14 protein-coding genes and 1 pseudogene are annotated in these 22,224 nt (G+C 62.9%); 7 read left to right on the top strand and 8 right to left on the bottom strand.

The annotated features are described in order from the left end of the window. Window positions 1-64 precede the first annotated feature (64 nt). From ACIPZ5_RS08380 to ACIPZ5_RS08365, 4 genes are all read right to left on the bottom strand, one after another. Window positions 65-532 (bottom strand): VUT family protein, encoded by a 468-nt coding sequence (locus tag ACIPZ5_RS08380; protein ID WP_261942878.1) that lies wholly within the window; start codon window positions 530-532, stop codon window positions 65-67. A gap of 80 nt (window positions 533-612) precedes the next feature. Continuing rightward, window positions 613-816: a DUF1289 domain-containing protein gene (locus ACIPZ5_RS08375; RefSeq protein ID WP_343598487.1), complete on the bottom strand. Its 204-nt coding sequence runs from the start codon at window positions 814-816 to the stop codon at window positions 613-615. Next, window positions 809-1,333: a gamma carbonic anhydrase family protein gene (locus ACIPZ5_RS08370; protein WP_343598486.1), complete on the bottom strand. Its 525-nt coding sequence runs from the start codon at window positions 1,331-1,333 to the stop codon at window positions 809-811. The genes ACIPZ5_RS08375 and ACIPZ5_RS08370 overlap by 8 nt, the downstream gene beginning before the upstream one ends. Before the next feature lie 43 nt (window positions 1,334-1,376). Next, complete coding sequence (locus ACIPZ5_RS08365; protein ID WP_027920115.1) at window positions 1,377-1,976, bottom strand: CoA pyrophosphatase; 600 nt, start codon at window positions 1,974-1,976, stop codon at window positions 1,377-1,379. A 126-nt stretch (window positions 1,977-2,102) separates the two neighbouring features. Between ACIPZ5_RS08365 and ACIPZ5_RS08360 the strand changes: the two genes are divergently transcribed. The 6 genes and pseudogenes from ACIPZ5_RS08360 (at window position 2,103) to ACIPZ5_RS08335 (ending at window position 14,367) form a co-directional block, all read left to right on the top strand. Then, window positions 2,103-2,654 carry an NUDIX hydrolase gene (locus tag ACIPZ5_RS08360; RefSeq protein ID WP_261942875.1) on the top strand — a complete coding sequence of 184 codons (552 nt, stop codon included), beginning with the start codon at window positions 2,103-2,105 and terminating at the stop codon, window positions 2,652-2,654. 153 nt (window positions 2,655-2,807) lie between these two features. Further along, window positions 2,808-3,227: pseudogene (locus ACIPZ5_RS08355) on the top strand (murein L,D-transpeptidase family protein); the annotation flags it as partial. A 161-nt stretch (window positions 3,228-3,388) separates the two neighbouring features. Further along, window positions 3,389-5,068 carry a ShlB/FhaC/HecB family hemolysin secretion/activation protein gene (locus ACIPZ5_RS08350; protein WP_400807747.1) on the top strand — a complete coding sequence of 560 codons (1,680 nt, stop codon included), beginning with the start codon at window positions 3,389-3,391 and terminating at the stop codon, window positions 5,066-5,068. A gap of 27 nt (window positions 5,069-5,095) precedes the next feature. Further along, the gene (locus tag ACIPZ5_RS08345) at window positions 5,096-9,619 is read left to right on the top strand and encodes a hemagglutinin repeat-containing protein (protein WP_400807744.1); all 4,524 of its coding nucleotides are present in this window, start codon (window positions 5,096-5,098) and stop codon (window positions 9,617-9,619) included. Between the two features lie 292 nt (window positions 9,620-9,911). Further along, window positions 9,912-11,972 (top strand): PhoX family protein, encoded by a 2,061-nt coding sequence (locus ACIPZ5_RS08340; RefSeq protein ID WP_400807741.1) that lies wholly within the window; start codon window positions 9,912-9,914, stop codon window positions 11,970-11,972. 301 nt (window positions 11,973-12,273) lie between these two features. Then, entirely contained in the window at window positions 12,274-14,367 is a 2,094-nt protein-coding gene (locus ACIPZ5_RS08335) for an HET-C-related protein (protein WP_400807738.1), read from the top strand. Between the two features lie 12 nt (window positions 14,368-14,379). Here the strand turns inward: ACIPZ5_RS08335 and ACIPZ5_RS08330 are convergent, their stop codons facing one another. Together ACIPZ5_RS08330 and purL are read right to left on the bottom strand one after the other, a co-directional pair. Next, window positions 14,380-14,691 (bottom strand): NGG1p interacting factor NIF3, encoded by a 312-nt coding sequence (locus tag ACIPZ5_RS08330; RefSeq protein WP_343598477.1) that lies wholly within the window; start codon window positions 14,689-14,691, stop codon window positions 14,380-14,382. A 3-nt stretch (window positions 14,692-14,694) separates the two neighbouring features. Next, window positions 14,695-18,594 (bottom strand): phosphoribosylformylglycinamidine synthase, encoded by a 3,900-nt coding sequence (gene purL, locus ACIPZ5_RS08325; protein ID WP_400807735.1) that lies wholly within the window; start codon window positions 18,592-18,594, stop codon window positions 14,695-14,697. A 234-nt stretch (window positions 18,595-18,828) separates the two neighbouring features. Between purL and mltF the strand changes: the two genes are divergently transcribed. Beyond that, on the top strand, window positions 18,829-20,286 hold the full coding sequence (mltF, locus tag ACIPZ5_RS08320) for a membrane-bound lytic murein transglycosylase MltF (RefSeq protein WP_261942868.1): 1,458 nt from the start codon (window positions 18,829-18,831) through the stop codon (window positions 20,284-20,286). 76 nt (window positions 20,287-20,362) lie between these two features. Here mltF and tadA read toward each other — a convergent pair whose 3' ends face one another. Next, complete coding sequence (gene tadA, locus ACIPZ5_RS08315; protein ID WP_400807732.1) at window positions 20,363-20,842, bottom strand: tRNA adenosine(34) deaminase TadA; 480 nt, start codon at window positions 20,840-20,842, stop codon at window positions 20,363-20,365. Beyond that, window positions 20,842-22,224 carry a multicopper oxidase family protein gene (locus ACIPZ5_RS08310; protein ID WP_400807729.1) on the bottom strand — a complete coding sequence of 461 codons (1,383 nt, stop codon included), beginning with the start codon at window positions 22,222-22,224 and terminating at the stop codon, window positions 20,842-20,844. Before ACIPZ5_RS08310 ends, tadA begins: the two co-directional genes overlap by 1 nt.

The following is a 22,224-nucleotide window of genomic DNA, read 5'->3' as shown; positions in this document are numbered from 1 at the left end:
AAGGCGTCCGGGGCCGTGCCAGGCTTGGCACGGCCCGCTGAAAAAGGACCGGTATTCTACACCATCAGCCCGCCACAGCGGCCCGCCGCGCACGAAATGCCATGGCCAGCCAGACGGCCGTGACACCGGCGAATTTCGAGGCCATGGCGGTGCCGATCACCGCCGGCGTCAGGGCGCCGATCATGCCAAAGAAGATAAAGGTATCCACCGGAATGCTCAGCGCCGAACTCAGCCACAGGCGGTCACGCAGTGGCCGCCGGGTGATGCTGAACACCAGCCAGTCGATCAGTTCGGAGACGAAGAACGCAGTGGCGCTGGCCAGGGCAATGGCCGGCTCCGAGGTGACATACGACAGCACCAGCGCCAGCAGCATGGCGATCAGCGCGCCATGGCCGTAGCGGGTCTGCACCATGTCGCGCAGGATGAACACCAGGCCGCCCCAGCAGGACCAGATGATGTCCAGGTGCGGGGCGCTGGAGAAGGCGTAGTTGATCAGCACTACGCTACTGATATAGGCAATGAGATAGAACATGGGCAGATTTTCTGTGGGCAAGCCCCACAGATTACCGCTGGCTTGTTCGCGGGTAAACCCGCGAACAAGCCGACGCAAGATCACGCCCCGATAATCAACCCGGCCGCCACCGCCCGCTCATGACAAAGCTTCAACACCGCCCGGCGCTCACTGTTGTCCATCCGCCCCCAGCGGCCGATCTCGGCCACGGTGCGCTGGCAGCCGGTACAGATATCCTGCTCGTCCAGCGCGCAAATGCTCACGCATGGCGACGCCACCGGCCGTTCTACTGCAACTTCACTCATCGTCAACCACCAGTTCTCGCGCATAACGCTCGGCATTGTGTACATAGTGTGCGGCGCTGGCTTCGAGCATGCGCATCTGCTGTTCAGTCAGCTCGCGCACCACCTTGCCCGGCGAGCCCATCACCAACGAGCCGTCGGGGATTTCCTTGCCTTCGGGGATCAGCGCGTTGGCGCCGATGATGCAGTGTTTGCCGATGCGCGCACCATTGAGGATGACCGCGTTGATGCCGATCAGGCTGTAGTCGCCCACCGTGCAGCCATGCAGCATGGCGTTGTGGCCAATGGTCACGCCCTTGCCCAGGGTCAGCGGCGAGCCCATGTCGGTGTGCATCACTGTACCGTCCTGGACGTTGCTGCCCTCGCCGATGTCGATCAGTTCGTTGTCCCCCCGCAGCACGGCACCGAACCACACGCTGGCACGGGGCTGCAGGCGCACTTTGCCGATCAGGGTGGCGTTGGGTGCGGCCCAGCTGGTGGGGTGGCAGTCGACCCGGTGGTCGCCCAGGCGGTATTTCATGTTCGTTCCTCAGAGGTTCACGCAGACGGCAGGGTATCCCCGCTCAGATTTCGATGTAGCGCTCAGGGGGTTGATGCAGGCTGATACCGGCGTCATACAACAGATTGACCAGCTCGACGATCATGATCGCCGACAACCCCCAGATCTTGTACTCGCCGTAGCGATAGCTGGGCACGTACCAGCTGCGGCCCTGGTAATCGATCCGGTGGGTGTGATCACGCGGGTCCTGGCGGAAGAATTCCAGCGGCACGCTGAAGACTGCCGCGATTTCGGCATCGTTGGCGCGGTATTCGACGAAATCCGGGATCAAGCCGACGAACGGGGTCACTTTCAGGCCGTGCAGGGAGATCAGCGGGCTGAGCGGGCCGATCACCTCCACCAGGCCGGGTGGCAGGCCGATTTCTTCTTCGGCCTCGCGCAGCGCGGTGAACACCAGGTCCGGGTCTTCCGGATCGCGGCGCCCACCGGGAAAGGCGACTTCGCCGCCATGGGTCGAAAGCCCCTTGGCACGCAGCGTCAAAACCAGCTCGGGCGCTTCGCTGCGGGTGATGGGCAAAAGTACCGCCGCCTCGGGGAACCGTCGGTCGGTTTCCAGTGAAGCAGGTTGGTGGTTGCTCATACGGCGAAGTAGCTCGTCCAGCATTGCGCACTCTCGTTTCCAAGGCCTGCCTTGCATGATGCACCAAAGCCGCGAAGCACCCAAGCCCCGTGCGCTTGCGGCAGCCCCACCTGGCGCGCCAAGATAACCGGGTCAACAGGGAAGAACACCATGAAATTCTGCAGCGCGTGCGGCCAGCCGGTCATTCAGCGGATCCCCGAGGGCGACAGCCGCCTGCGGTTCGTCTGCGAGTATTGCCAGACCATCCACTACCAGAACCCCAATATCGTCGCCGGGGTGCTGCCCACCTGGGGCAGCCAGGTGCTGCTGTGCCGCCGCGCCATCGAGCCGCGCCGCGGCTTCTGGACGCTGCCGGCCGGTTTCATGGAAAACGGCGAGACCCTCGACCAGGCCGCCCGTCGCGAAACCGTCGAGGAAGCCTGCGCCCGCGTCGGGGAAATGGCCCTTTACCAATTGTTCGATTTACCGCACATCAACCAGGTGCATGTATTCTTCCGCGCCGAGCTGGCCGACCTGGCATTCGCCGTGGGTGTCGAAAGCCTGGAGGTGCGGTTGTTCGAGGAACACGAAATACCGTGGGGCGAGCTGGCTTTCCGCACCGTCACTCGCACACTAGAATGCTATTATCGCGACCGCATCAGGCAGCACTACCCGATAGGCCATGAATACCTGCCGCCGATGAATGTTTCGCCCACCACTTAAGCTCGCAGGTACTGCTTCATGCGTTGGTTGTTCGCCCTTTTCTGCCTTTGCGTTACCACGGTGTCCCAGGCGGCCTTCACCGAAGTCGTCATTCGCAAGCCCCAACCGCCCGTGCCGGCTCAGTCGCAGTCCCAGGCGGCCATGCAGCCGCTGATCGACAAGGTGCTGGTGATCAAGTCCGAGCGGCGCCTGCAACTGATCAGCCGCGGCGAGCCGCTGAAGACCTACCGCATCTCCCTGGGCAAACAACCCAAGGGCGCCAAGGAGCGGGAAGGCGACAAGAAGACCCCGGAAGGCCTTTACTGGCTGGACTGGCGCAAGGAAAGCGACCGCTTCAACCTGGCCATGCACATCACCTACCCGAACATCAGCGACGCCGCCCGCGCCACCCGCGAAGGCTGGAGTGCCGGCAGCATGATCATGATCCACGGCACGCCGATCAACGATGACTACCCCGAGTGGTACTTCCACACCCTCGACTGGACCGATGGCTGTATCGCCATGCGTAACCGAGACATGCAGGAAGTGTGGGACCTGGTCCGCGATGGCACGCTGATCGAGATTCGTCCTTGATAGTCCTACAAGCAGACTGAGCTTGTAGGACCTTTCATACTGCAAATGCACACCCCACCTACGCCCAGCCGAGGCCGGGTACTGCATCCAACCAGGGGCATGAATTTTTAGCATCCACGCAAATGAGTACGTGATTCGTACGCCACTTGCGGGGATGTTCCATGCCATGCCGATTTCGCCCTATCGCCAGCAGTCTGCTCGCCGGCTACCTGGCGGGCTTGTTGGTCACCACCACGGCCCTGGCTGACGACCCCGCCAGCCTGCAACTGCGCGACCAGCAGCAGTCACTGCGGGATTTCGAACAGCAACAGCGGCTCAAGCGCTGGCAGCAGCCTCCTTTGCCCGAGAGCGGCGAGCAGCCCCCCACCCACAGGCTCGACAGTCAGTGCTGGGCCGTGTCCGGCCTGCGCATCATAGGTAACCGCCAACTGCCGGATCAGGCGCTTGAGCCCTTTCTGCGCGACCGGACACTGCCCTGCATGGGCATCGATGACATCAATAGCCTGCTCAGGGGCATCACCCAGCTGTATGTCAGCGCAGGCTTTCCAACCAGCCGTCCCTATCTGCGTCAGCAGCCTCAGGCTGGTGCTCCATTGGACATCGTCATCGTCGAAGGCTTCGTCGAAACCATCGAGCTCGCCGGCCCCGCATTGCCTCTGTCGCTGAGCGGCGCCTTCCCCGGCGTACTAGGCCACCCCCTGTACTTGCCCTACCTGGAACAAGGGCTCGACCAACTCAACCGCCTGCGTGCCTATGACCTGGGCATGGACCTGCTGCCGGGCGAAATGCAAGGGGGTACCCGGGTGCTTCTGCAGCCCCGCAAGCTCGGCTCACGCTGGCACCTGGACACGCGCCTGGACAACCGCGGCAGTGAGCTGACTGGCCGCCACCGCCTGAGCCTCAGCCTTGGCCTCGACAGCCCGCTCGGCCTGAATGACGACCTGCGTGCCTCGTTGCTCTCCACGGTTTTCCACGCACCCGGCCAGACGCAAGGCATCACGTTGTACTACAGCGTCCCTTACGGCCCCTGGACCTTTGCCCTCAACGCCAGCCAACTGACCTACGACGCGCCCCTGCCGCATAGCCGACAAACCAGCGACGGCAGCAGCAGCTACCAGGGCCTGAGTATCGAGCGGGTACTGTGGCGCAACCAGCAAGGCGTTCTCAGCGCCAGCACAAGGCTGGACCGCAAGCAACTGGTCAACCGCAGCGCCGGCACCGTTGTCACCCAGCAGAGCCCAACACTTACCAGCGTCGAGGCGGGTATCAACTTGCTGTGGCTCGAAGGTGGGTTATGGAACGGCTATGTAGGCATTGCCCAAGGCCTGGACTGGTTCGCTGCCGATGATTCGCCATTAGGCGTGGAACGCCTGCGCCCGAATTTTCGCAAGTACCGCGCCAGCCTCCTGCACTTGCGCCAGGGGCCGGCAAATACACCATGGCGCTGGCAAAGCGAACTGGCCCTGCAGTACAGCGACGACGCACTGCCGGCCATCGAACAACTGCTGGTCAGTGACGACTCGACCGTACGGGGCTTTCGCCTGCGCACTTACTCCGGGGCCAGTGGTGCGGCCTGGCGCAATACCTTCAGCCAACCACTGCCAGCTAACTGGGCCCACCCCATGCAGATACGCCCTTACCTCGGCCTCGATGTCGGCTGGGCCCGGCCAGCCTCTGGCAAGCCCTCGCAACGCCTGGCAGGCGCAGCCGCCGGCATCGAGCTGAGCCTGCCGGACACCCGTCTGCGCCTCGATTACCAGCATGCCCTTTACACCAGTGACCTGCCCCGCTCCCAGCTGGAGCCAGGCTTCTGGGTACTGGAGTGCACCCTGAGCATCTGATTCACCCACAACAAAGAGAACGAGAACATGCAGATACTCTCGCCGTTACCGTCTACCCGCCCGGATTCCTTGCGCTGGGCCATCTTCCTTGCCCTGCTCGGCCCCACCAGCGCTTTCGCGCAGGGTGGGCTGGAAGCCGCCAGCGGCCCGGCAGGCACCCCCATCATCAACAACGATCATGGCGTCCCGGTGATCGACATCGTCCCACCCAACGCCAGTGGCCTGTCGCATAACCAGTTCCTCGACTACAACGTCGCCCGCCCTGGTGTGGTAATGAACAACGCCGTGCACGACGGCCAGTCGCAACTGGCTGGAGCACTCGCCGCCAACCCGCAGTTCCAGGGCCAGGCGGCGTCGACCATTCTCAACGAAGTGGTCAGCCGCAATGCCTCGCTGATCGAAGGCCCACAGGAAATCTTCGGCCGCCCCGCCGACTACATCCTCGCCAACCCCAACGGCATCACCCTCAATGGCGGCAGTTTCATCAACACCACCCGCGCCGGGTTCGTGGTCGGTACGCCCGAGTTGCAGGATGAACAGTTGCGTCACTTCAACACCCTGAATGCCAGTGGCACATTGCAGGTGCTCCAGGGTGGCCAGAGCAATGCCGAAGGTGCGCTTGATCTGATTGCACCCAAGGTGGACCAGTACGGTTTGCTCATGGCCAAAGGCGACCTTGAGGTAACCGTTGGCCGCAACCGCATCGCACATGCCGATGGCCAGATCCTCGAACACCTGCCGGGCACCCCGTCGAGCATCGACGCCAACCTGTTCGGCGCCATGCGCGCCGGGCGCATTCGCGTGGTAAGTACGGCCGAAGGTGCGGGCGTGCGCATGGGGGCGAAGGTAAAGGCCGACAACGGCATTGCCATTCACTCGGCCGGCTCGTTGGCGATCAGTGGCGAAGCCGACAACCCTGCCGAACTGCACAGTGAACAAGGCGACCTGCTGCTCAGTGCCGTCGATGACCTGACATTGAGCGCCACCGACGGCAAGGCCGAGCGCATCGAAGCCAAGGCCGGCAAGAAACTCACGCTGGACGCCAAGGCCCGCGAAAACATCAGCCACGACCGCGAAAGCTGGAACAAGAAGTTCCTGTTCATCACCCGCGAAACGTACAGCCGCGACAGCACCACCACCGAACGCCAGCAGCGTGGCGTGCAGTTGCAGGGCAGCGACAGCATCAGGTTGCAGTCCGGTGCCGACATGCGCCTGGCCGCCGCCGAGGTGAATGCAGGCGCTGACATTACCCTCGACAGCGGCGCCAACCTGGACATCGCCGCCGGCATCGACAGCAAGCAAATCACTGAGCAGGTGCGCCATCGCAAGGACCTCTGGCGCGGCGACAGCGATACCGACCGGTACACAGAAACCGCACGCCCCAGCACACTGAGCGCACAACGCATGACAATCAACGCGAAAGACACACTCAAGGTCGAGGGCAGCACCCTGGATAGCCGCGGCGACATGGACATCAATGCCACGCAGGTCAAGGTCGGCACAACCGCCCTGCAACAACGCAGCAGCGACGGCAACTACCGAGGCGACCTGGTATCCGGAACCTTCTTCGGCAATCGCAAGGGCAATGACACCGAGGGCCAGAACGTTGCCGGCAGCAGCGTCACCGCTGATGGCAAGCTGAAGATCCACGCCGGCCAGGTCAGCATCAAGGGCAGCACCGTGCGCGGCAAAGAGGATGCCGTGCTGTACAGCGAAAAAGGCGCGCTGGCGATCGAAGCAGACCATGGCAGTACCCGCTCCACCGAGCGCAACAGCGACAGCAAGCTGTTCGGCTTGATCGGCAGTGATCACGAGAGCACCACACGCCAACAGCAGGTGCTGCTCAGCGATGTCAGTTCGTCCAGCAACCTGCGCCTGGCCAGTGCCGATGAGCTGCGCATCCAGGGCGCCAAGGTCGAAGCCGGTGCGCACCTGCAGGTCGAAGCCAAGGGCGACCTGCTGATCGGTAGCGCACAAGCGGTCAGCGAAAGCGAAACCCGCGAGCAGCAACGGGGTTTGACGGCCAGTGCACGGCAAACCCAGGACGCCGAAGACGGCAAGCCGGAGTCACGCCAATACGCGGCGGGCGTGGCCTATGAGGTGGTCAACAGCAGCGAAAAGGTGCGCGACACCACGCAGGTCGCCAGTGAGCTGAAGGGGGCTACGGTTGGCCTGAGCAGTGAACGGCACCTGCAAGTCAACGGCTCCAAGGTCCAGGCCAGTGCCGGCGACCTCGATGTGAAGGCCACGCAAGTGACACTGGGTGCCACCCGCAATGAGCACGAAGTCACCACGGGCGAAAGCCAGAGCGGCGGTGGGTTGACCGTCACCGGCGGCATCGACCGCCTGGGCAGCCTGTTCGAAGGCCATCACGACAGCACGGCGGTCACCGAGCGCGACAGCAAGGCCCAACGCAGCGAACTGCAGGCCAGTGGCAACCTGAAGCTCGATGCTGACGAGCTGGTGACCGAAGCCGCACGCGTCACTGCCGGGGATACCCTCAAGGTGACCGCCAGGCGCATCGACAACCGTGCGGTTGTGGATACCCATGAACGGGAAGAACTCCGCAACGAGTGGTCCGGCAGCCTCGGCGCCAGCGTCGAGTACCGCGACCTGACCCGGCCAATCGAACGGCTGGTACTGGGTGAAGAAGCCGCGCGCTTCCAGCAGGCGTCGCCCGAGGACGCCATGGTAGCGCCCAGCGTCGGTGCCGACATGACCGTGGAACACCTCAAGCGCCTGGAAAACCAGCGCCGTGGCATTGCCCAGGTAAGCGAGCTGACCGGCGCGAAGGTTGAGGTCAAGGCCGACACGATCGAGGACCAAGGTACCGCCTGGCGTGCCGGGGCCGGCAAACTGCAGATCGATGCACAAGCGCACACCCTGCGCGCCGCCGAAAATACCGAGGAGGTCAGCGTGCAGCGCCTGGCCTATGGCGGTGACATGCGCGTCGACACCAGCTCCGGCAGTGACGTGAACGTGCGCGCCGCAGGCCAGGGTGGGTCGCTGGGCAAGCTGACCACGGCCAGCACTGCAGTGCCCGGCAGCCTTTATGGACAACAGGGTATCCAGGTCCAGCTGGGCAGCGATGGCCAGTATGAAGGCACACGCATGGAGGGTGGCGAAGGCGACGTGGTCATCCACAGTGCCGGCACGCTATCGGTGCCCCAGGCCAGCGACCGCGCCGAGCAGCTGACCCGCCAACTTGACGGCAACGCCTGGGCCAAGGTCGGTAATCGCCCTGGCAGCACCGGCATCGACGGGCGTGGCTATCTCGACCACGCACAGCAGCAAGCCCTGCAAACCAAGGCTCAGGTGGCACAAATCGACGCCAAGGGTGAAGTACGCCTGAGCAGCGTGGGTGATCTGTTGCTCGAAGGCACCCGCATCGGCAGTCGCGAAGCCAAGGTTGGCGATATTCACCTGCACAGCGACGGCCGCCTCCAGGTCAAGGCAGGCAACGACACCCAGCAAGCCAGCGGCGGCATACTCGGCGGTGGCCTGGAGCTGGCCGCCAGGATGGGCGAGAGCAAAGGCGGCGGCATTGGCGGCCATTTCACCCATGGCAAGCAGGATGAAAACGCCCGTCAAGCCGTCGATGCCCAATTCGCCAGTGCCGGCAAGCTGACCCTCAGCAGCCATGCTCGCGAGGACATTGCCGTGCACCTGGAGGGCCTGCAGGCATCCGCCGAGCAGATCGAGCTCAACGCTTCCAATGGCGGCATGCTGATCGAGGCCTCGTCCAATCAGGAGCAGCGCAACAACCTCGATATCACCGCCGGTGCCGGTTTCAACATGACCGCAGGCACCACCGACACCCGCGGCCTGCATGGCCGTGCCAAGGTCGAGCTGGACAAGCGCGACAACCAGACCTGGAACGCCAGCAACCTGCGCGCAGAGAACATCGACCTGCAAAGCCTTGGTGACACCCGCATCGAAGCTGCCAGCCTCGACGCCGGGCGCATCACCGGCGTGATCGATGGCGACCTGCGCATCGCCAGTCGCAAGGATAACGTCGACACACTGACGGTGAAAGGCGATGCCCGGCTGAGCCAGGAGAAGAACCCGCAAGGCTACGTCAATGCCGCCACCTCGCTGGCCGGGCCGCTGGCTGGCAAGGTCAAGGAGAAAGCCCGCTCGGCCCTGAGCAAAGCCGACCCAGGCCTCTCGCCGACCTTCAGCCTTGAGGTATCGCATGTACTGCGCGACAGCGTGGGCCAGCAGTCGGTGCTCAAGGGCAGTGATGGTGTCGAGCTGAAGGTGGGGGGTGAGGCACAGCTGGTTGGCGTACGCCTGCAATCGGCGAAGGGTGCGGTCACGCTCGATGCCAGCTCGGTAAGCCGCCAAACCCTGAGTGGCAATGATTACCGCCGGGATGTTTCGGTCGATGCGTCCAATTCGCCGGTGGACCTGGGTACGGCGATTGCCGAGATCGCCAAGGGTAAAGGCGCGGCGGATGGCGAGAATGCGCTGGACCTGGGGTTGCTGAGGACCAGTGGCCATAGTCGGAGTGAGCAGTGGGTTTCCAGTGTGCAGGGCAAGCCGGAATAAGCGGTTGGCGCAGAATTGCCAGCCTTGAGATAGTCAGCGTCTGTGAGACCCAGCGCCGCCCCCGCGGCGCATCGCGGATGAATCCGCTCACATCTGTTTCGGGCCAGGCGCTCCTGTGAGGTCTCCACGGTCCGCTTTGTCCATTCCCTTCAAACACGCAAAAACGAGCTGTGTGAGGTAGCAATAAGAACTTACAGCTTTAAAAGCCCGTTAATATTTCTGCAAATGAATCATCACAGTAGCGCCCTAAAGTCGCGGTCTCATCCCACTCAGCCACTATAAGGACATCCCGATGAGTCGAGATACCGGCGATAATCTTGACCGCAACCAGAGCGGTAACCTGCCGATGGCCAGCGTCATGGACGCTTATCTGAGCCGTCGCAGCGTGATGCGCGGGAGCCTGGGCGCCGCCATTGCCATGATTGCCGGTACCGGCCTGAGCGGCTGCTTCGACAGCAATGGCAGTTCCGGTCACGGTCCGGCCACCCAACCACCGGCGAGCGAGCCTGAAGAGCCGAAACTGGCCCTTGGCTTCCAGTCCATCCCTGGCTCGCGCAGCGATGCCTGTGTGGTCGCCGCCGGTTACAGCGCCTATGTGCTGGCCCCCTGGGGCACACCGCTGAACAGCAACGCCACCCCATGGAAATCGGACGGCAGCAACACCTCGACCGACCAGGCCAACGCCATGGGCATGCACCATGACGGCATGCACTTCTTCCCGATCAACGGCAGCTCCGAAGACGGCCTGCTGGCGATCAACTTCGAATACATCGACACGGCTGCCCTGCACCCCAACGGCCCGACCACCGACACCAGCGGCAAGCGCCCGGCCGAAGAAGTGCGCAAGGAAATCAACGCCCACGGCGCCGGCGTGGTACGCCTGCAGAAGCGCAACGGTCGCTGGCAAGTGGTCGACAACGACCCGCTCAATCGCCGCTTCACCACCGCTTCGCGCATGGAAATCACCGGGCCGCTGCGCGGCACCGACCACGTCAAGACCAAGTACTCGGTCGACGGCACCCACTGCCGCGGTACCAACAACAACTGCGGCAACGGCTATACCCCATGGGGCACCTACCTGACCTGCGAGGAGAACTGGCCTGGCATCTTCGTCAACAAGGGCACCCGCCCCGAAGACCAGCGCCGCATCGGCGTGGGCACCTCCAGTGGCCAGTACCAGTGGGAAAGCGCGGCCGGCGACAGCAGCGAAGTTGCAGATGAATTCGCCCGCTTCGACGTGACCGTCAAAGGTGCCAGTGCCACCGATGATTACCGCAACGAAGCCAGCACCTATGGCTACATCGTCGAGATCGACCCGTACAACAGCAGCACCCTGGCCACCAAGCGCACGGCCCTGGGCCGCTTCCGCCACGAAGGCTGCTGCCCAGGCCTGCCGGTAGCCGGCAAGCCGCTGGTTTGGTACATGGGCGACGACTCGAACAACGAGTACCTGTACAAGTGGGTGTCCTCGGCTGTGTGGGATGCCGCTGACGCCACCCCGGCCGACCGCCTGGCCACCGGGGCCAAGTACCTGGACCATGGCAAGTTGTACGTCGCCCGCTTCAATGCCGACGGCACCGGCGTGTGGCTGCTGCTCGACGTGAACACGGCTACCTCCAGCGGCAGCACTCTGGGTGCGCTTTATGGTGGCCTCGCCGGCATCATCCTCAACACCCGAGGTGCTGGCGACGCCGTGGGCGCCACGCCGATGGACCGCCCGGAATGGACTGCGGTCAACCCACTAAACGGCGACGCCTACCTGACCTTGACCAACAACAGCGCGCGGGCTGCCGACAAGGTCGATGCGGCCAACCCGCGCGGCCCGAACCGCCACGGCCACATCATCCGCTGGCACGACAGCGAAGACCAGCTGAGCTTCACCTGGGACATCTTCGTGTTCGGCGCCAACGCCAGCGGTACGGAGGACATCAACCGCTCTGGCCTGACCGAACTCAACCAGTTTGCCAGCCCCGACGGCATGAGCTTCGATAGCCGGGGCGTGCTGTGGTTCGAGACCGACAACGGTGAAACCACCCTCACCGACTACACCAACGACCAACTGCTGGCGGTGATTCCCACTGACCTGGTCGATGCCAGTGGCAAGCAAGTGCCGATCAATGCCCAGAACCAGGCGGCCCTGCGCCGATTCTTCGTCGGACCGAATGGTTGCGAGGTGACGGGCATCAGCTTCACGCCGGACAACAAGACGCTGTTCATCAACATCCAGCACCCGGATAACTGGCCGTATACCGACAAGGCGACCGATGCAACCCCGACAGGGACCAAAGTGAGGCCACGCGCTGCGACGGTGGTGATCCAGCGGGATGATGGCGGGGAGATCGGCACAGTCTGACCCCCTACCGGGCAGTCGACATTTTGCTGGCTGCCCGCCAAAAACCTCAAACTGAAACTCGCTACGCCTGGACTTCATCATGGCGCTGTTCCTGACGCTCGGCACCGGCCGTCGAGATCCCGGTTGCGACGTCTATCGTGGTCTGGGTGCGATTGGCCGACATGTTCACTGCTCAACCAGCAATTGCCCACGCCCAGCTGATGCAGCCGCATAAGACTGACGACCCGCCGGTAGCGTTTCACCATGCTCTGTTGGCAGCCAACTACGCATGCTGGTTGTTCATCCTGATCAGGTAAACGCCATGACCAACCAACAGCCAGATGCTCCCGCATTTTCCAGCACCTTCGCCCTTGAACAACTGCAGACGCTCGCCTCGGCTATCGACCTTCAGCTCTTCACTCACTTGTTCAGGCCAGTATTTGGCAGCCGTCTCTCACCCTCTTTATTCATGCACCTTCAACGGCAACTGACTGCCAAAACCTTCAATAACCCAAGTTACCAAGTCAGCAACGATATCACCGAGCCTTGCATCTACCAGCGAGAAACGCGCCAGATACTCGTGCAACGCAAGACCATTGCACAGGCCATTGATCAACCTGCCGAGGCCGCCCCGCTCATGCTTGCGCTCATGGAAGCATTTGCGCTGTACATTCATGACCTTCTACTGCATGGCGGCACAGGAGCTGATACGCCAGACTCTAACCCGGCAGTACCCGCGGATATCACCAAGGCATTTGTGCAAACGCTGCTCTTCTATAACGAACCGATCAAAGTCGGGAGCACCTTTGCAACATTCAGTGAGGCGGGCACCGAACACACCTTGATACTCAGCCCTCCTACAAGCCCGCCAAGCCGTCAGAAACGCTTCGCTGCTGGACGAGGTCACGGTCTCAACTCTTTCGGTCATCAATCCATTGAAGATGCCCTGGAAACCGTCGGTTTCAGCGAGGCGGAACGCAAGGCCATCTACTTTGGCAATTGGCTGCGCGACTACTCGCAGCTGATTGACCCAAAGATCGTTCATCCCGTAAGCAATGCCCAGATCGATACGACGGAGATCATCAAGGCCATTGCGGCACGGGAACTACCGCGCATATCGCGAGAAAAGCTGACGGCCATTGTCGATCTGTTTGCGCTGAAGCATTTCCACAGCTTGCAGCAAACACCTGAAGAACGTGCAAACTATCGCGTTACCCCTGAGCTGCTTGGGGTTTACCGGGCTCACGAACACATCGATAACCCAACCACACTGGACCGAGAGGCGTTCGACCCACGTAGTATCGACCCCGATTTCACCGCACTGGTGTTCCCTGAAGACAAACTCAATACGGTGCTACCCAAGCGCTCGATGAAGCGTTACATCCGCCGGCCAATCACCTACATGATCAAACAGCTGGAAGCTGCGAAAAATGAAGGCATGACAGCAAAAGGCATGCGGCTGTTCGGCGAAGGCCTGCATGTACTGGAAGACTATTTCGCTCACTCCAACTTTGTTGAACTCAGCTTGAGAAAACTGGGCCACGACAAGGTGTTGCCATGGACCACACGCATCGAGTCAAGGGATATCAGCCGCCATGAGTGGCCCGTCATCACCGGCATGTTCGGTGCACTGGATATCGTCGGAAGTGTCAGCGATCCGCTGGCCGAGCTGCTTTATGGCGACGAGAAGGCAGACCCCAAGCCCGGTGAGCGTAGCGACTTTGATAACGTGATGCTGATACTGCTGAAGGGTGAGGACCGTTATCTGTTCGACGCCTACGATCTTTACCTCAAGGCACGCGACAACGTCAGGAACAATGGGTTCTACCAATGGGTAACAGGTATGAAAGATACGGCCAAGCTACCCAGAAAAGCCATCGATCACGTGATCAACCTGATCAGGAAACCACTGCTGAACTGGGCGGGTGACCATATCGCGACCTTGCAGATTCATCTGGAAGGAGACCCGAACACCGACGCTAATGTCTTGGCAACCCATTCTCATCTGGCCAAGGATCACGACACGCACCCTTTCCATTCCCTGGCGGTGATACTGGCCGCGCAAGCGGTGAAGGACGTTGGCCGGGCCATGCGCAATCACTGGATGAAGCTGGGCGAAGAACTGGACGGCCCGGAGATTGTGGCCGAGCGCTTTATCGTCCATCCCAACGATACCGATTGGTTCACGCAAACCGTTGATGACTGGGCGCGAAAAAACCCTGAAAAGGTCAGGCAGGGTGAATCGATCGAAACACTCAGGCAACTTCAGACCGAGGAACTCGAGCACGAGCTGAAAAAAGTACAGGACGCAATGAAAACAGCAGTGAAACACATTGAGGAAACAGAAGAACTGACCGGCACCAGTTTCTGGAGCATTGCCAACCTGTCAGACGCAGGGCCTGCGCCCTGGGGATGAAACGCTGCTGCCTCAAAAATCCAGCAGGCGCCAGACCTCATAGGCTGGCGTCTCATACGGGTGGCTCTGCCTGAGCGCAGCGACGACCTGAACGATCAGGTCGTCGGCCACCACCAGCTCAACCTTCCACTCCTCGACCACCTCGACCCGGCCGGTTTGCCCGAGGAACGGCTGGCTGCCGTGCAACGGGCGAAACTGGCCTTGGCCCAGGGTCTGCCAGGCGCAGTGGTCGTAGTCGCCGATACGCCCACCACCTGCGGCGAACACGGCGGCCTTGACCACTTCAACATGGCTGGCCGGGACGAAGAAGGCGAGCTTGTACACGCCTTAGTTCACCCACACGCGAGCGTTGCGGAACATACGCATCAGCGCGGCGTCTTCCTGCCACTCATCTGGGCGCCAGGAGTTCTGCACGGCGCGGAACATACGCTCCGGGTGCGGCATCATGATGGTCACGCGGCCGTCACGGCTGGTCAGGCCGGTGATACCACGCGGCGAGCCGTTCGGGTTGGCCGGGTAGGCTTCGGTGACCTTGCCGTGGTTGTCGACGTAGCGCAGAGCGACACAACCGGACAGGTCGGCTGCCAGCAGTGCCTCTTCGCTGGCGAACTCGGCATGGCCCTCGCCGTGGGCGATGGCGATCGGCATACGCGAACCGGCCATGCCCTGCAGGAAGATCGAGTTGGACTTCTGCACCTCGACCATGGCCACGCGCGCCTCGAACTGCTCCGAACGGTTGCGCACGAAGTGCGGCCAGTGCTCGGTGCCCGGGATCAGCTCGTGCAGGTTGGACATCATCTGGCAACCGTTGCACACGCCCAGGGCGAAGCTGTCGGTACGTTCGAAGAAGGCCTGGAAGGCATCGCGGGCGCGGCTGTTGAACAGCGCCGACTTGGCCCAGCCCTCACCGGCACCCAGCACGTCACCGTAGGAGAAGCCACCGCAGGCGACCAGGCCCTTGAAGGCTTCGAAGTCCACACGGCCAGCGAGGATATCGCTCATGTGCACGTCGATGGCGGCAAAGCCTGCGCGGTCGAAGGCGGCAGCCATCTCGACCTGGCCGTTGACGCCCTGCTCGCGCAGGATCGCCACTTGCGGGCGCACGCCCTTCTTGATGTACGGCGCGGCGATGTCGTCGTTGACGTCGTAGCCCAGCTTGACCGACAGGCCCGGGTTTTCTTCCTCGAGCAGCAGGTCGAATTCCTGGTCTGCGCAATCGGCGTTGTCGCGCAGGCGCTGGATCTGGTAGCTGGTTTCGGCCCACTGGCGCTGCAGCATGCGACGCTCGTCGTCGAACAGCACTTCGCCGTTGAGGCTGATGGACACTTCACCGTTGTTGACCGGCTTGCCGATCACCGAAACGCAACCCTCGCCCAGGCCGGCAGCGCTGAACTGCGCCAGCACGTCAGGGGTAGCATCCTGGCGAACCTGGATGACCGCGCCCAGCTCTTCGTTGAAGAGAATGGCTGCCACGTCGCCCTTGCTATCGGTCAGCGGGTCGAGTTGCAGGTCGAGGCCGCAGTGGCCGGCGAAGGCCATTTCCAGCACGGTGGTCAGCAGGCCGCCGTCGGAACGGTCGTGGTAGGCCAGCAGGTGGCCGTCGGCGTTCAGGCCCTGGATCACGGCGAAGAACGCCTTGAGGTCTTCGGCGTCGTCGACATCCGGAGCCTGGGCCGCGATCTTGCCGTAGGTCTGGGCCAGGATCGAGGCGCCCATGCGGTTCTTGCCACGGCCCAGGTCGATCAGGATCAGGTCGGTCTCGCCCTTGTCCATGCGCAGTTGCGGGGTCAAGGTCTTGCGAATGTCGGTGACCGGGGCGAAGCCGGTGATGATCAGCGACATCGGCGAAGTGACGCTCTTCTCGACGCCCTCTTCGCTCCACTTGGTCTTCATCGACATCGAGTCTTTGCCGACCGGAATGGTAATGCCCAGCTCCGGGCACAGCTCCATGCCGACAGCCTTGACGGTGTCGTACAGGCGCGCATCTTCACCTGGGTGGCCAGCGGCGGACATCCAGTTGGCCGACAGTTTGATGTCGGACAGCTTCTCGATGCGTGCAGCGGCCAGGTTGGTCAGGGTTTCGCCGATCGCCATGCGCCCGGACGCCGGGGCATCCAGCAGGGCCAGCGGGGTACGCTCGCCCATGGCCATGGCTTCACCGGTGTAGACGTCGAAGCTGGTGGCGGTGACAGCACAGTCGGCCACCGGCACCTGCCACGGGCCGACCATCTGGTCGCGGGCAACCAGGCCGGTGATGGTGCGGTCGCCGATGGTGATCAGGAAGCTCTTGCTGGCCACGGCCGGGTGGTTCAGCACGCGCTGCACAGCCTGGTCCAGATCCAGCTCGCTTGGGTCGAAGTCATCGCCCAGTTCGGCTTCGCGGGTAACCGAACGGTGCATGCGCGGCGGCTTGCCCAGCAGCACGTCGAGTGGCATGTCTACCGGGGTGTTGCCGAAGTGGCTGTCGCTTACGGTCAGGTGCGGCTCTTGCGTCGCTTCGCCGACCACGGCAAACGGGCAACGCTCGCGTTCACAGATGGCCTGGAAACGCTCGAAATCGACGGCGCTGACAGCCAACACGTAACGCTCTTGCGATTCGTTGCTCCAGATTTCGTGCGGGGCCATGCCCGGCTCGTCGTTCGGCACGTTGCGCAGTTCGAAGCGGCCACCACGGCCACCGTCGTTGACCAGCTCCGGGAAGGCGTTGGAGATACCACCGGCGCCCACGTCGTGGATGAAGGCAATCGGGTTCTTGTCGCCCAGCTGCCAGCAGCGGTCGATGACCTCCTGGCAACGGCGCTCCATTTCCGGGTTTTCGCGCTGTACCGAGGCGAAGTCCAGGTCAGCCGAGCTGGCACCGGTGGCCACCGACGAAGCGGCGCCGCCGCCCAGGCCGATCAGCATGGCCGGGCCACCGAGCACGATCAGCTTGGCGCCGACGGTGATCTCGCCCTTCTGCACGTGTTCTTCACGGATGTTGCCCATGCCGCCAGCGAGCATGATCGGCTTGTGGTAGCCGCGCACTTCTTCACCATGCGGGGTGTCGATGGCCTGCTCGAAGGTACGGAAGTAGCCAGTCAGGGCCGGGCGACCGAACTCGTTGTTGAACGCGGCGCCGCCCAGTGGGCCTTCAATCATGATGTCGAGGGCGTCGACGATGCGCTCTGGCTTGCCGTAGGCCTGCTCCCATGGCTGTTCGAAGCCGGGGATGCGCAGGTTGGACACGGTGAAGCCGGTCAGGCCGGCTTTTGGCTTGGCGCCACGGCCGGTCGCGCCTTCGTCGCGGATTTCGCCGCCGGAGCCGGTGGAGGCGCCGGAGAACGGGGCGATGGCGGTCGGGTGGTTGTGCGTCTCGACCTTCATCAGGATGTGCACCGGCTCCTGCACCGCACCGTACTGGCGGGTTTCAGGGTTCGGGAAGAACCGGCCGGCGACGCTGCCGACGATCACCGAGGCGTTGTCCTTGTAAGCCGACAGTACGCCTTCGTTGTGCATCTGGTAGGTGTTCTTGATCATGCCGAACAGGCTCTTTTCCTGAGCCTGGCCGTCGATGTCCCAACTGGCGTTGAAGATCTTGTGGCGGCAGTGCTCGGAGTTGGCCTGGGCGAACATCATCAGTTCGATGTCGTTCGGGTTGCGCTTGAGGCCCTGGAAGGCGTTGACCAGGTAGTCGATCTCGTCTTCGGCCAGGGCCAGGCCCAGGTCGATATTGGCCTGGGCCAAGGCGGCGCGGCCACCGGCGAGGATGTCGACCGAGGTCATCGGCTTGGGCTGGGCGTGGCTGAACAGGTCGGCTGCCTGCTCCAGCTTGGCCAGCACGCGCTGGGTCATGCGGTCGTGCAGTTCGGCGGCGATCAGCTCGGCGTCGGCGTCGCTCAGGTTGCCAGCCACGTAATAGGCGATGCCGCGCTCCAGGCGCTGGATCGACTGCAGGCCGCAGTTGTGGGCGATGTCGCTGGCCTTGCTGGCCCACGGCGAGATGGTGCCCAGGCGCGGCACGACCAGGAACAGGCGGCCGGTCGGCTCCTGTACCGGCACGCTCGGGCCGTATTTGAGCAGACGGCCCAGCACCTGCTGCTGGTCGGCGGTCAGCTCGCCTTCAACATCGGCGAAGTGGGCAAATTCGGCATACAAACCAGTAACAGCGGGGACTTTCTGGCTCAGTTGCTCGAGTAATTTACCGTGGCGAAAGGCAGAAAGGGCAGGAGCGCCGCGCAGGATCAACATCGTCGGGACAGCCTCAGGAAGGGGTGTGCTTAGAGGCCGTGCATTCTAGCCTAATTCGACGGCTTTCGGCACCCGCTCTAAGCCATGGCTGCCGGGCGGCGGAACCGGACTTCGGGGTCAAAATTTCCAGGGTTTGCCTTGATGCATTCCCAACCCCACCACACAACTCGCTACCAGACAAGCTAACCGTTGTCGAGATATGGCTGTGCCGGTCCTTTGCGTATACTGCAACCTATGTTCGCCCACACTGCTTTGCGCCAACGTTGCGCCAGATGGCTAATCGCAACCGGACTCTTTCTGCTGCTCGGTGCCTGCGTTGAAAAACCCAGCACCCTCGAGCGCGTGAAGGAGGATGGCGTGCTGCGCGTCATCACCCGCAACAGCCCAGCCACCTACTTTCAGGATCGCAACGGCGAAACCGGCTTCGAGTACGAACTCGTCCAGCATTTCGCCGAAGATCTCGGCGTGAAGCTGCAGATCGAAACCGCCGACAACCTCGACGAACTGTACGACTCGCTCGGCAAGCCTTCCGGCCCGGTGCTGGCGGCGGCCGGCCTGGTCAGCAGCGACCGGCGCAAGGCCCAGGTCAGGTACTCGCACCCCTACCTGGAAGTGACCCCGCAGGTCATCTACCGTAACGGCCGCCCTCGTCCCACCGATGCCAAGGGCCTGGTCGGCAAGAAGATCATGGTGCTCAAGGGCAGCAGCCACGCCGACCAGCTGGCCGAACTGAAAAAGCAGTACCCGGGCCTGCAATACGAAGAGTCAGACGCGGTCGAAGTGGTCGACCTGCTGCGCATGGTCGACGAAGGCCAGATTGACCTGACTTTGGTCGATTCCAATGAACTGGCCATGAACCAGGTCTACTTCCCCAACGTGCGGGTCGCCTTCGACCTTGGCGACACCCGCGACCAGCGCTGGGCGGTGGCGGCCGGTGACGACAACAGCCTGCTCAACGAAATCAACGAATTTCTCGACAAGGCGCAGAAGAACGGCACCCTGCAGCGCCTGAAGGACCGTTACTACGGCCATGTCGACGTGCTCGGCTACGTCGGTGCCTATACCTTCGCCCAGCACCTGCAGCAGCGCCTGCCCAAATACGAGAAGCACTTCAAGAGCTACGCCAAGGTCGAACAGGTGGACTGGCGCCTGCTGGCCGCGATCGGCTACCAGGAATCGATGTGGCAGCCGGAAGTCACCTCCAAGACCGGCGTGCGCGGCCTGATGATGCTGACCCAGCGCACTGCCCAGGCCATGGGCGTGTCCAACCGACTGGACCCGAAGCAGAGCATCCAGGGCGGTGCCAAGTACTTCATGAAGATCAAGGAAGAGCTCGACGACAGCATCCAGGAGCCGGACCGCACCTGGTTCGCCCTCGCCGCCTACAACGTCGGCACCGGCCACCTGGAAGACGCCCGCACCCTGGCCAAGCGCGAAAAGCTCAACCCGAACAAGTGGCTGGACGTGAAGAAGATGCTGCCACGGCTGGCCCAGAAGCAGTGGTACCGGCAGACCAAGTACGGCTATGCCCGCGGTGGCGAACCCGTGCACTTCGTGGCCAACATCCGTCGTTACTACGACATCCTCACCTGGGTGACCCAGCCGCAGCTCGAAGGCCAGGTGGCCGAGGGCAACCTGCATGTGCCCGGGGTGAACAAGGACAAGCCGGCGGATCAGTCGCCGCCTATGTAGGCCTTCCGGCCTGTTGCATCTTTACTGCCAGGACCGGCCCCTTCGCGGCGGTTCGGCGCGAAGGGACCGGTGAAAGTTACGCCTTGGCCCGGCGGGCCTTGAAGAAGTCGCTCAGGATCTGCCCGCACTCCTGCGCCAGTACCCCACCCTCCACCATCACCCGATGGTTGAGAAAGCCCTGCCCGAAGAACTGCCCCTGGCTCTGCACGATCCCCGCCTTGGGCTCCAGCGCCCCGAAAACCACCCTCGCCACCCGCGAATGCACGATCAGCCCCGCGCACATGCTGCACGGCTCCAGGGTCACGTACAGGGTGCTGCCGGGCAGCCGGTAGTTGCTGGCGGATTTCGCCGCCGCGCGGATCGCCACCATCTCCGCGTGGGCACTCGGGTCGCTGTCGATGATCGGCCGATTGAAGCCTTGGCCAATGACCTGACCATGCTGCACCAGCACCGCGCCCACCGGCACCTCGCCCATGGCTGCGCCTTCGGCAGCCAGCGCCAGGGCCAGGCGCATGAATTCCTGATCGCGGCTGCGGTCGATGATCTGCGGACGCATCAGACCACCGCGATCGCGGCCATCAGGCCGGTTTCCATGTGGTCGATGACGTGGCAGTGGAACATCCAGGTGCCTGGGTTATCCGCCACCAGGGCGACCTGGGCACGCTCGTTCTTGCCCAGCAGGTAGGTGTCGGTGAAGTAGGGCTCAGGGATTTGCCGGCGATTGGAGCCGATCACCTTGAAGCTCATGCCGTGCAAGTGGACCGGATGCTGGTACTGGGTCATGTTCTTCAGCTCGAAGATGTAGCTTTTGCCCTTCTTCAACGTGGCGATCGGCCGGTCGGCGCAGGTCTTGTCGGTAATGTCCCAGGCCTGGCCGTTGATCTGCCACATGCTCGACGGCTTGTCCGGGTCGCTGGTGACCGAGACGCTCGCTGCCCATTCGAAATTGAAGTTGAGCTTCTCGGCATTCTCCAGGTCCGGCTCGGCAATCGGGTTCGCCGGCAGGGCCTTGGGCCACTCGCCCGGTGCTTCGCTGCTGGCTACCGAACGCAAGGTGCCCAGGCGCACGAAACCGTCACGCAGGGAGACCTCCTCGCCCGCCTCAGGAATACGGATGGCCAGGCAAATGCGCATGCCAGGGCCGAGCCAGTAATCATCATCCAGTGCCCGAGGGGTCACCGGGTTGCCGTCCAACGCATAGATTTTCGCCTCGCAGTTGCCTTTGAGGTTGAGGCGGTAGGTCCAGGTGTTATCCAGGTTAAGCACCCGCACGCGCACCACCTGCCCGGCCGGAAGCTCGGTGACCGAATCGGCCTGGCCATTGATGGTGATCAGCCGCCCGGCGGTGCCGTTGCGTGCGGCCTCGCGGGGGATGCTGAAGGGCAGCCAGGCGCCCTTCTCGTCCACGTGCCAGTTCTTCAGGCTCAGGGTGCGCTCATGGGCAAAACCGGTGGGCTCGCGCTCCTCGACGATCAGTGGGCCGACCAGGCCACGCCCCAGCTCCTCGGAGCTGCTGACATGGGGGTGATACCAGTAGCTGCCGGCATCCGGCACACGGAACTTGTAGTCGAAGTACTCGCCCGGCTTTACCGGCAGCTGCGAGACATAAGGCACGCCGTCCATTTCCAGCGGCAGGCGAATGCCATGCCAGTGGATGGTGGTTTCCACCGGCAGGTGATTGATGAAGCGCACCCGCAGCCAGGTGCCCTGGCGCACACGCAACTCGGTGCCTGGCGCCGAAGGGCCGAAGGCCCAGGCCTCGGTCTTGAAGCCCGGCACCAGCTCGACGTCGAGGGGAGCAGCGATCAGCTCGTAGTCATGCCCGGCGTTGTCGTCCTCGACCTTGCCCAGCCAGTAACGTGCCGCGCCACCGGCGCCCAGGCCAACCACAACCAGGCCGGTCAGGCCCTTGAGCATTTGTCGACGGGTGAAGGACAT

The sequence above is a fragment of the Pseudomonas sp. NPDC089428 genome, assembly GCF_044749325.1.
GTDB lineage: Bacteria > Pseudomonadota > Gammaproteobacteria > Pseudomonadales > Pseudomonadaceae > Aquipseudomonas.
This window is presented reverse-complemented; position numbering and strand designations above follow the sequence as displayed.

Bases quoted from the DNA above. Each gene is read 5' to 3' on its own strand.
- ACIPZ5_RS08380 (WP_261942878.1), bottom strand. From the start codon at position 532: ATGTTCTATCTCATTGCCTATATCAGTAGCGTAGTGCTGATCAACTAC.
- ACIPZ5_RS08375 (WP_343598487.1), bottom strand. From the start codon at position 816: ATGAGTGAAGTTGCAGTAGAACGGCCGGTGGCGTCGCCATGCGTGAGC.
- ACIPZ5_RS08370 (WP_343598486.1), bottom strand. From the start codon at position 1,333: ATGAAATACCGCCTGGGCGACCACCGGGTCGACTGCCACCCCACCAGC.
- ACIPZ5_RS08365 (WP_027920115.1), bottom strand. From the start codon at position 1,976: ATGCTGGACGAGCTACTTCGCCGTATGAGCAACCACCAACCTGCTTCA.
- ACIPZ5_RS08360 (WP_261942875.1), top strand. From the start codon at position 2,103: ATGAAATTCTGCAGCGCGTGCGGCCAGCCGGTCATTCAGCGGATCCCC.
- ACIPZ5_RS08350 (WP_400807747.1), top strand. From the start codon at position 3,389: ATGCCATGCCGATTTCGCCCTATCGCCAGCAGTCTGCTCGCCGGCTAC.
- ACIPZ5_RS08345 (WP_400807744.1), top strand. From the start codon at position 5,096: ATGCAGATACTCTCGCCGTTACCGTCTACCCGCCCGGATTCCTTGCGC.
- ACIPZ5_RS08340 (WP_400807741.1), top strand. From the start codon at position 9,912: ATGAGTCGAGATACCGGCGATAATCTTGACCGCAACCAGAGCGGTAAC.
- ACIPZ5_RS08335 (WP_400807738.1), top strand. From the start codon at position 12,274: ATGACCAACCAACAGCCAGATGCTCCCGCATTTTCCAGCACCTTCGCC.
- purL (WP_400807735.1), bottom strand. From the start codon at position 18,594: ATGTTGATCCTGCGCGGCGCTCCTGCCCTTTCTGCCTTTCGCCACGGT.
- mltF (WP_261942868.1), top strand. From the start codon at position 18,829: ATGTTCGCCCACACTGCTTTGCGCCAACGTTGCGCCAGATGGCTAATC.
- tadA (WP_400807732.1), bottom strand. From the start codon at position 20,842: ATGCGTCCGCAGATCATCGACCGCAGCCGCGATCAGGAATTCATGCGC.
- ACIPZ5_RS08310 (WP_400807729.1), bottom strand. From the start codon at position 22,224: ATGTCCTTCACCCGTCGACAAATGCTCAAGGGCCTGACCGGCCTGGTT.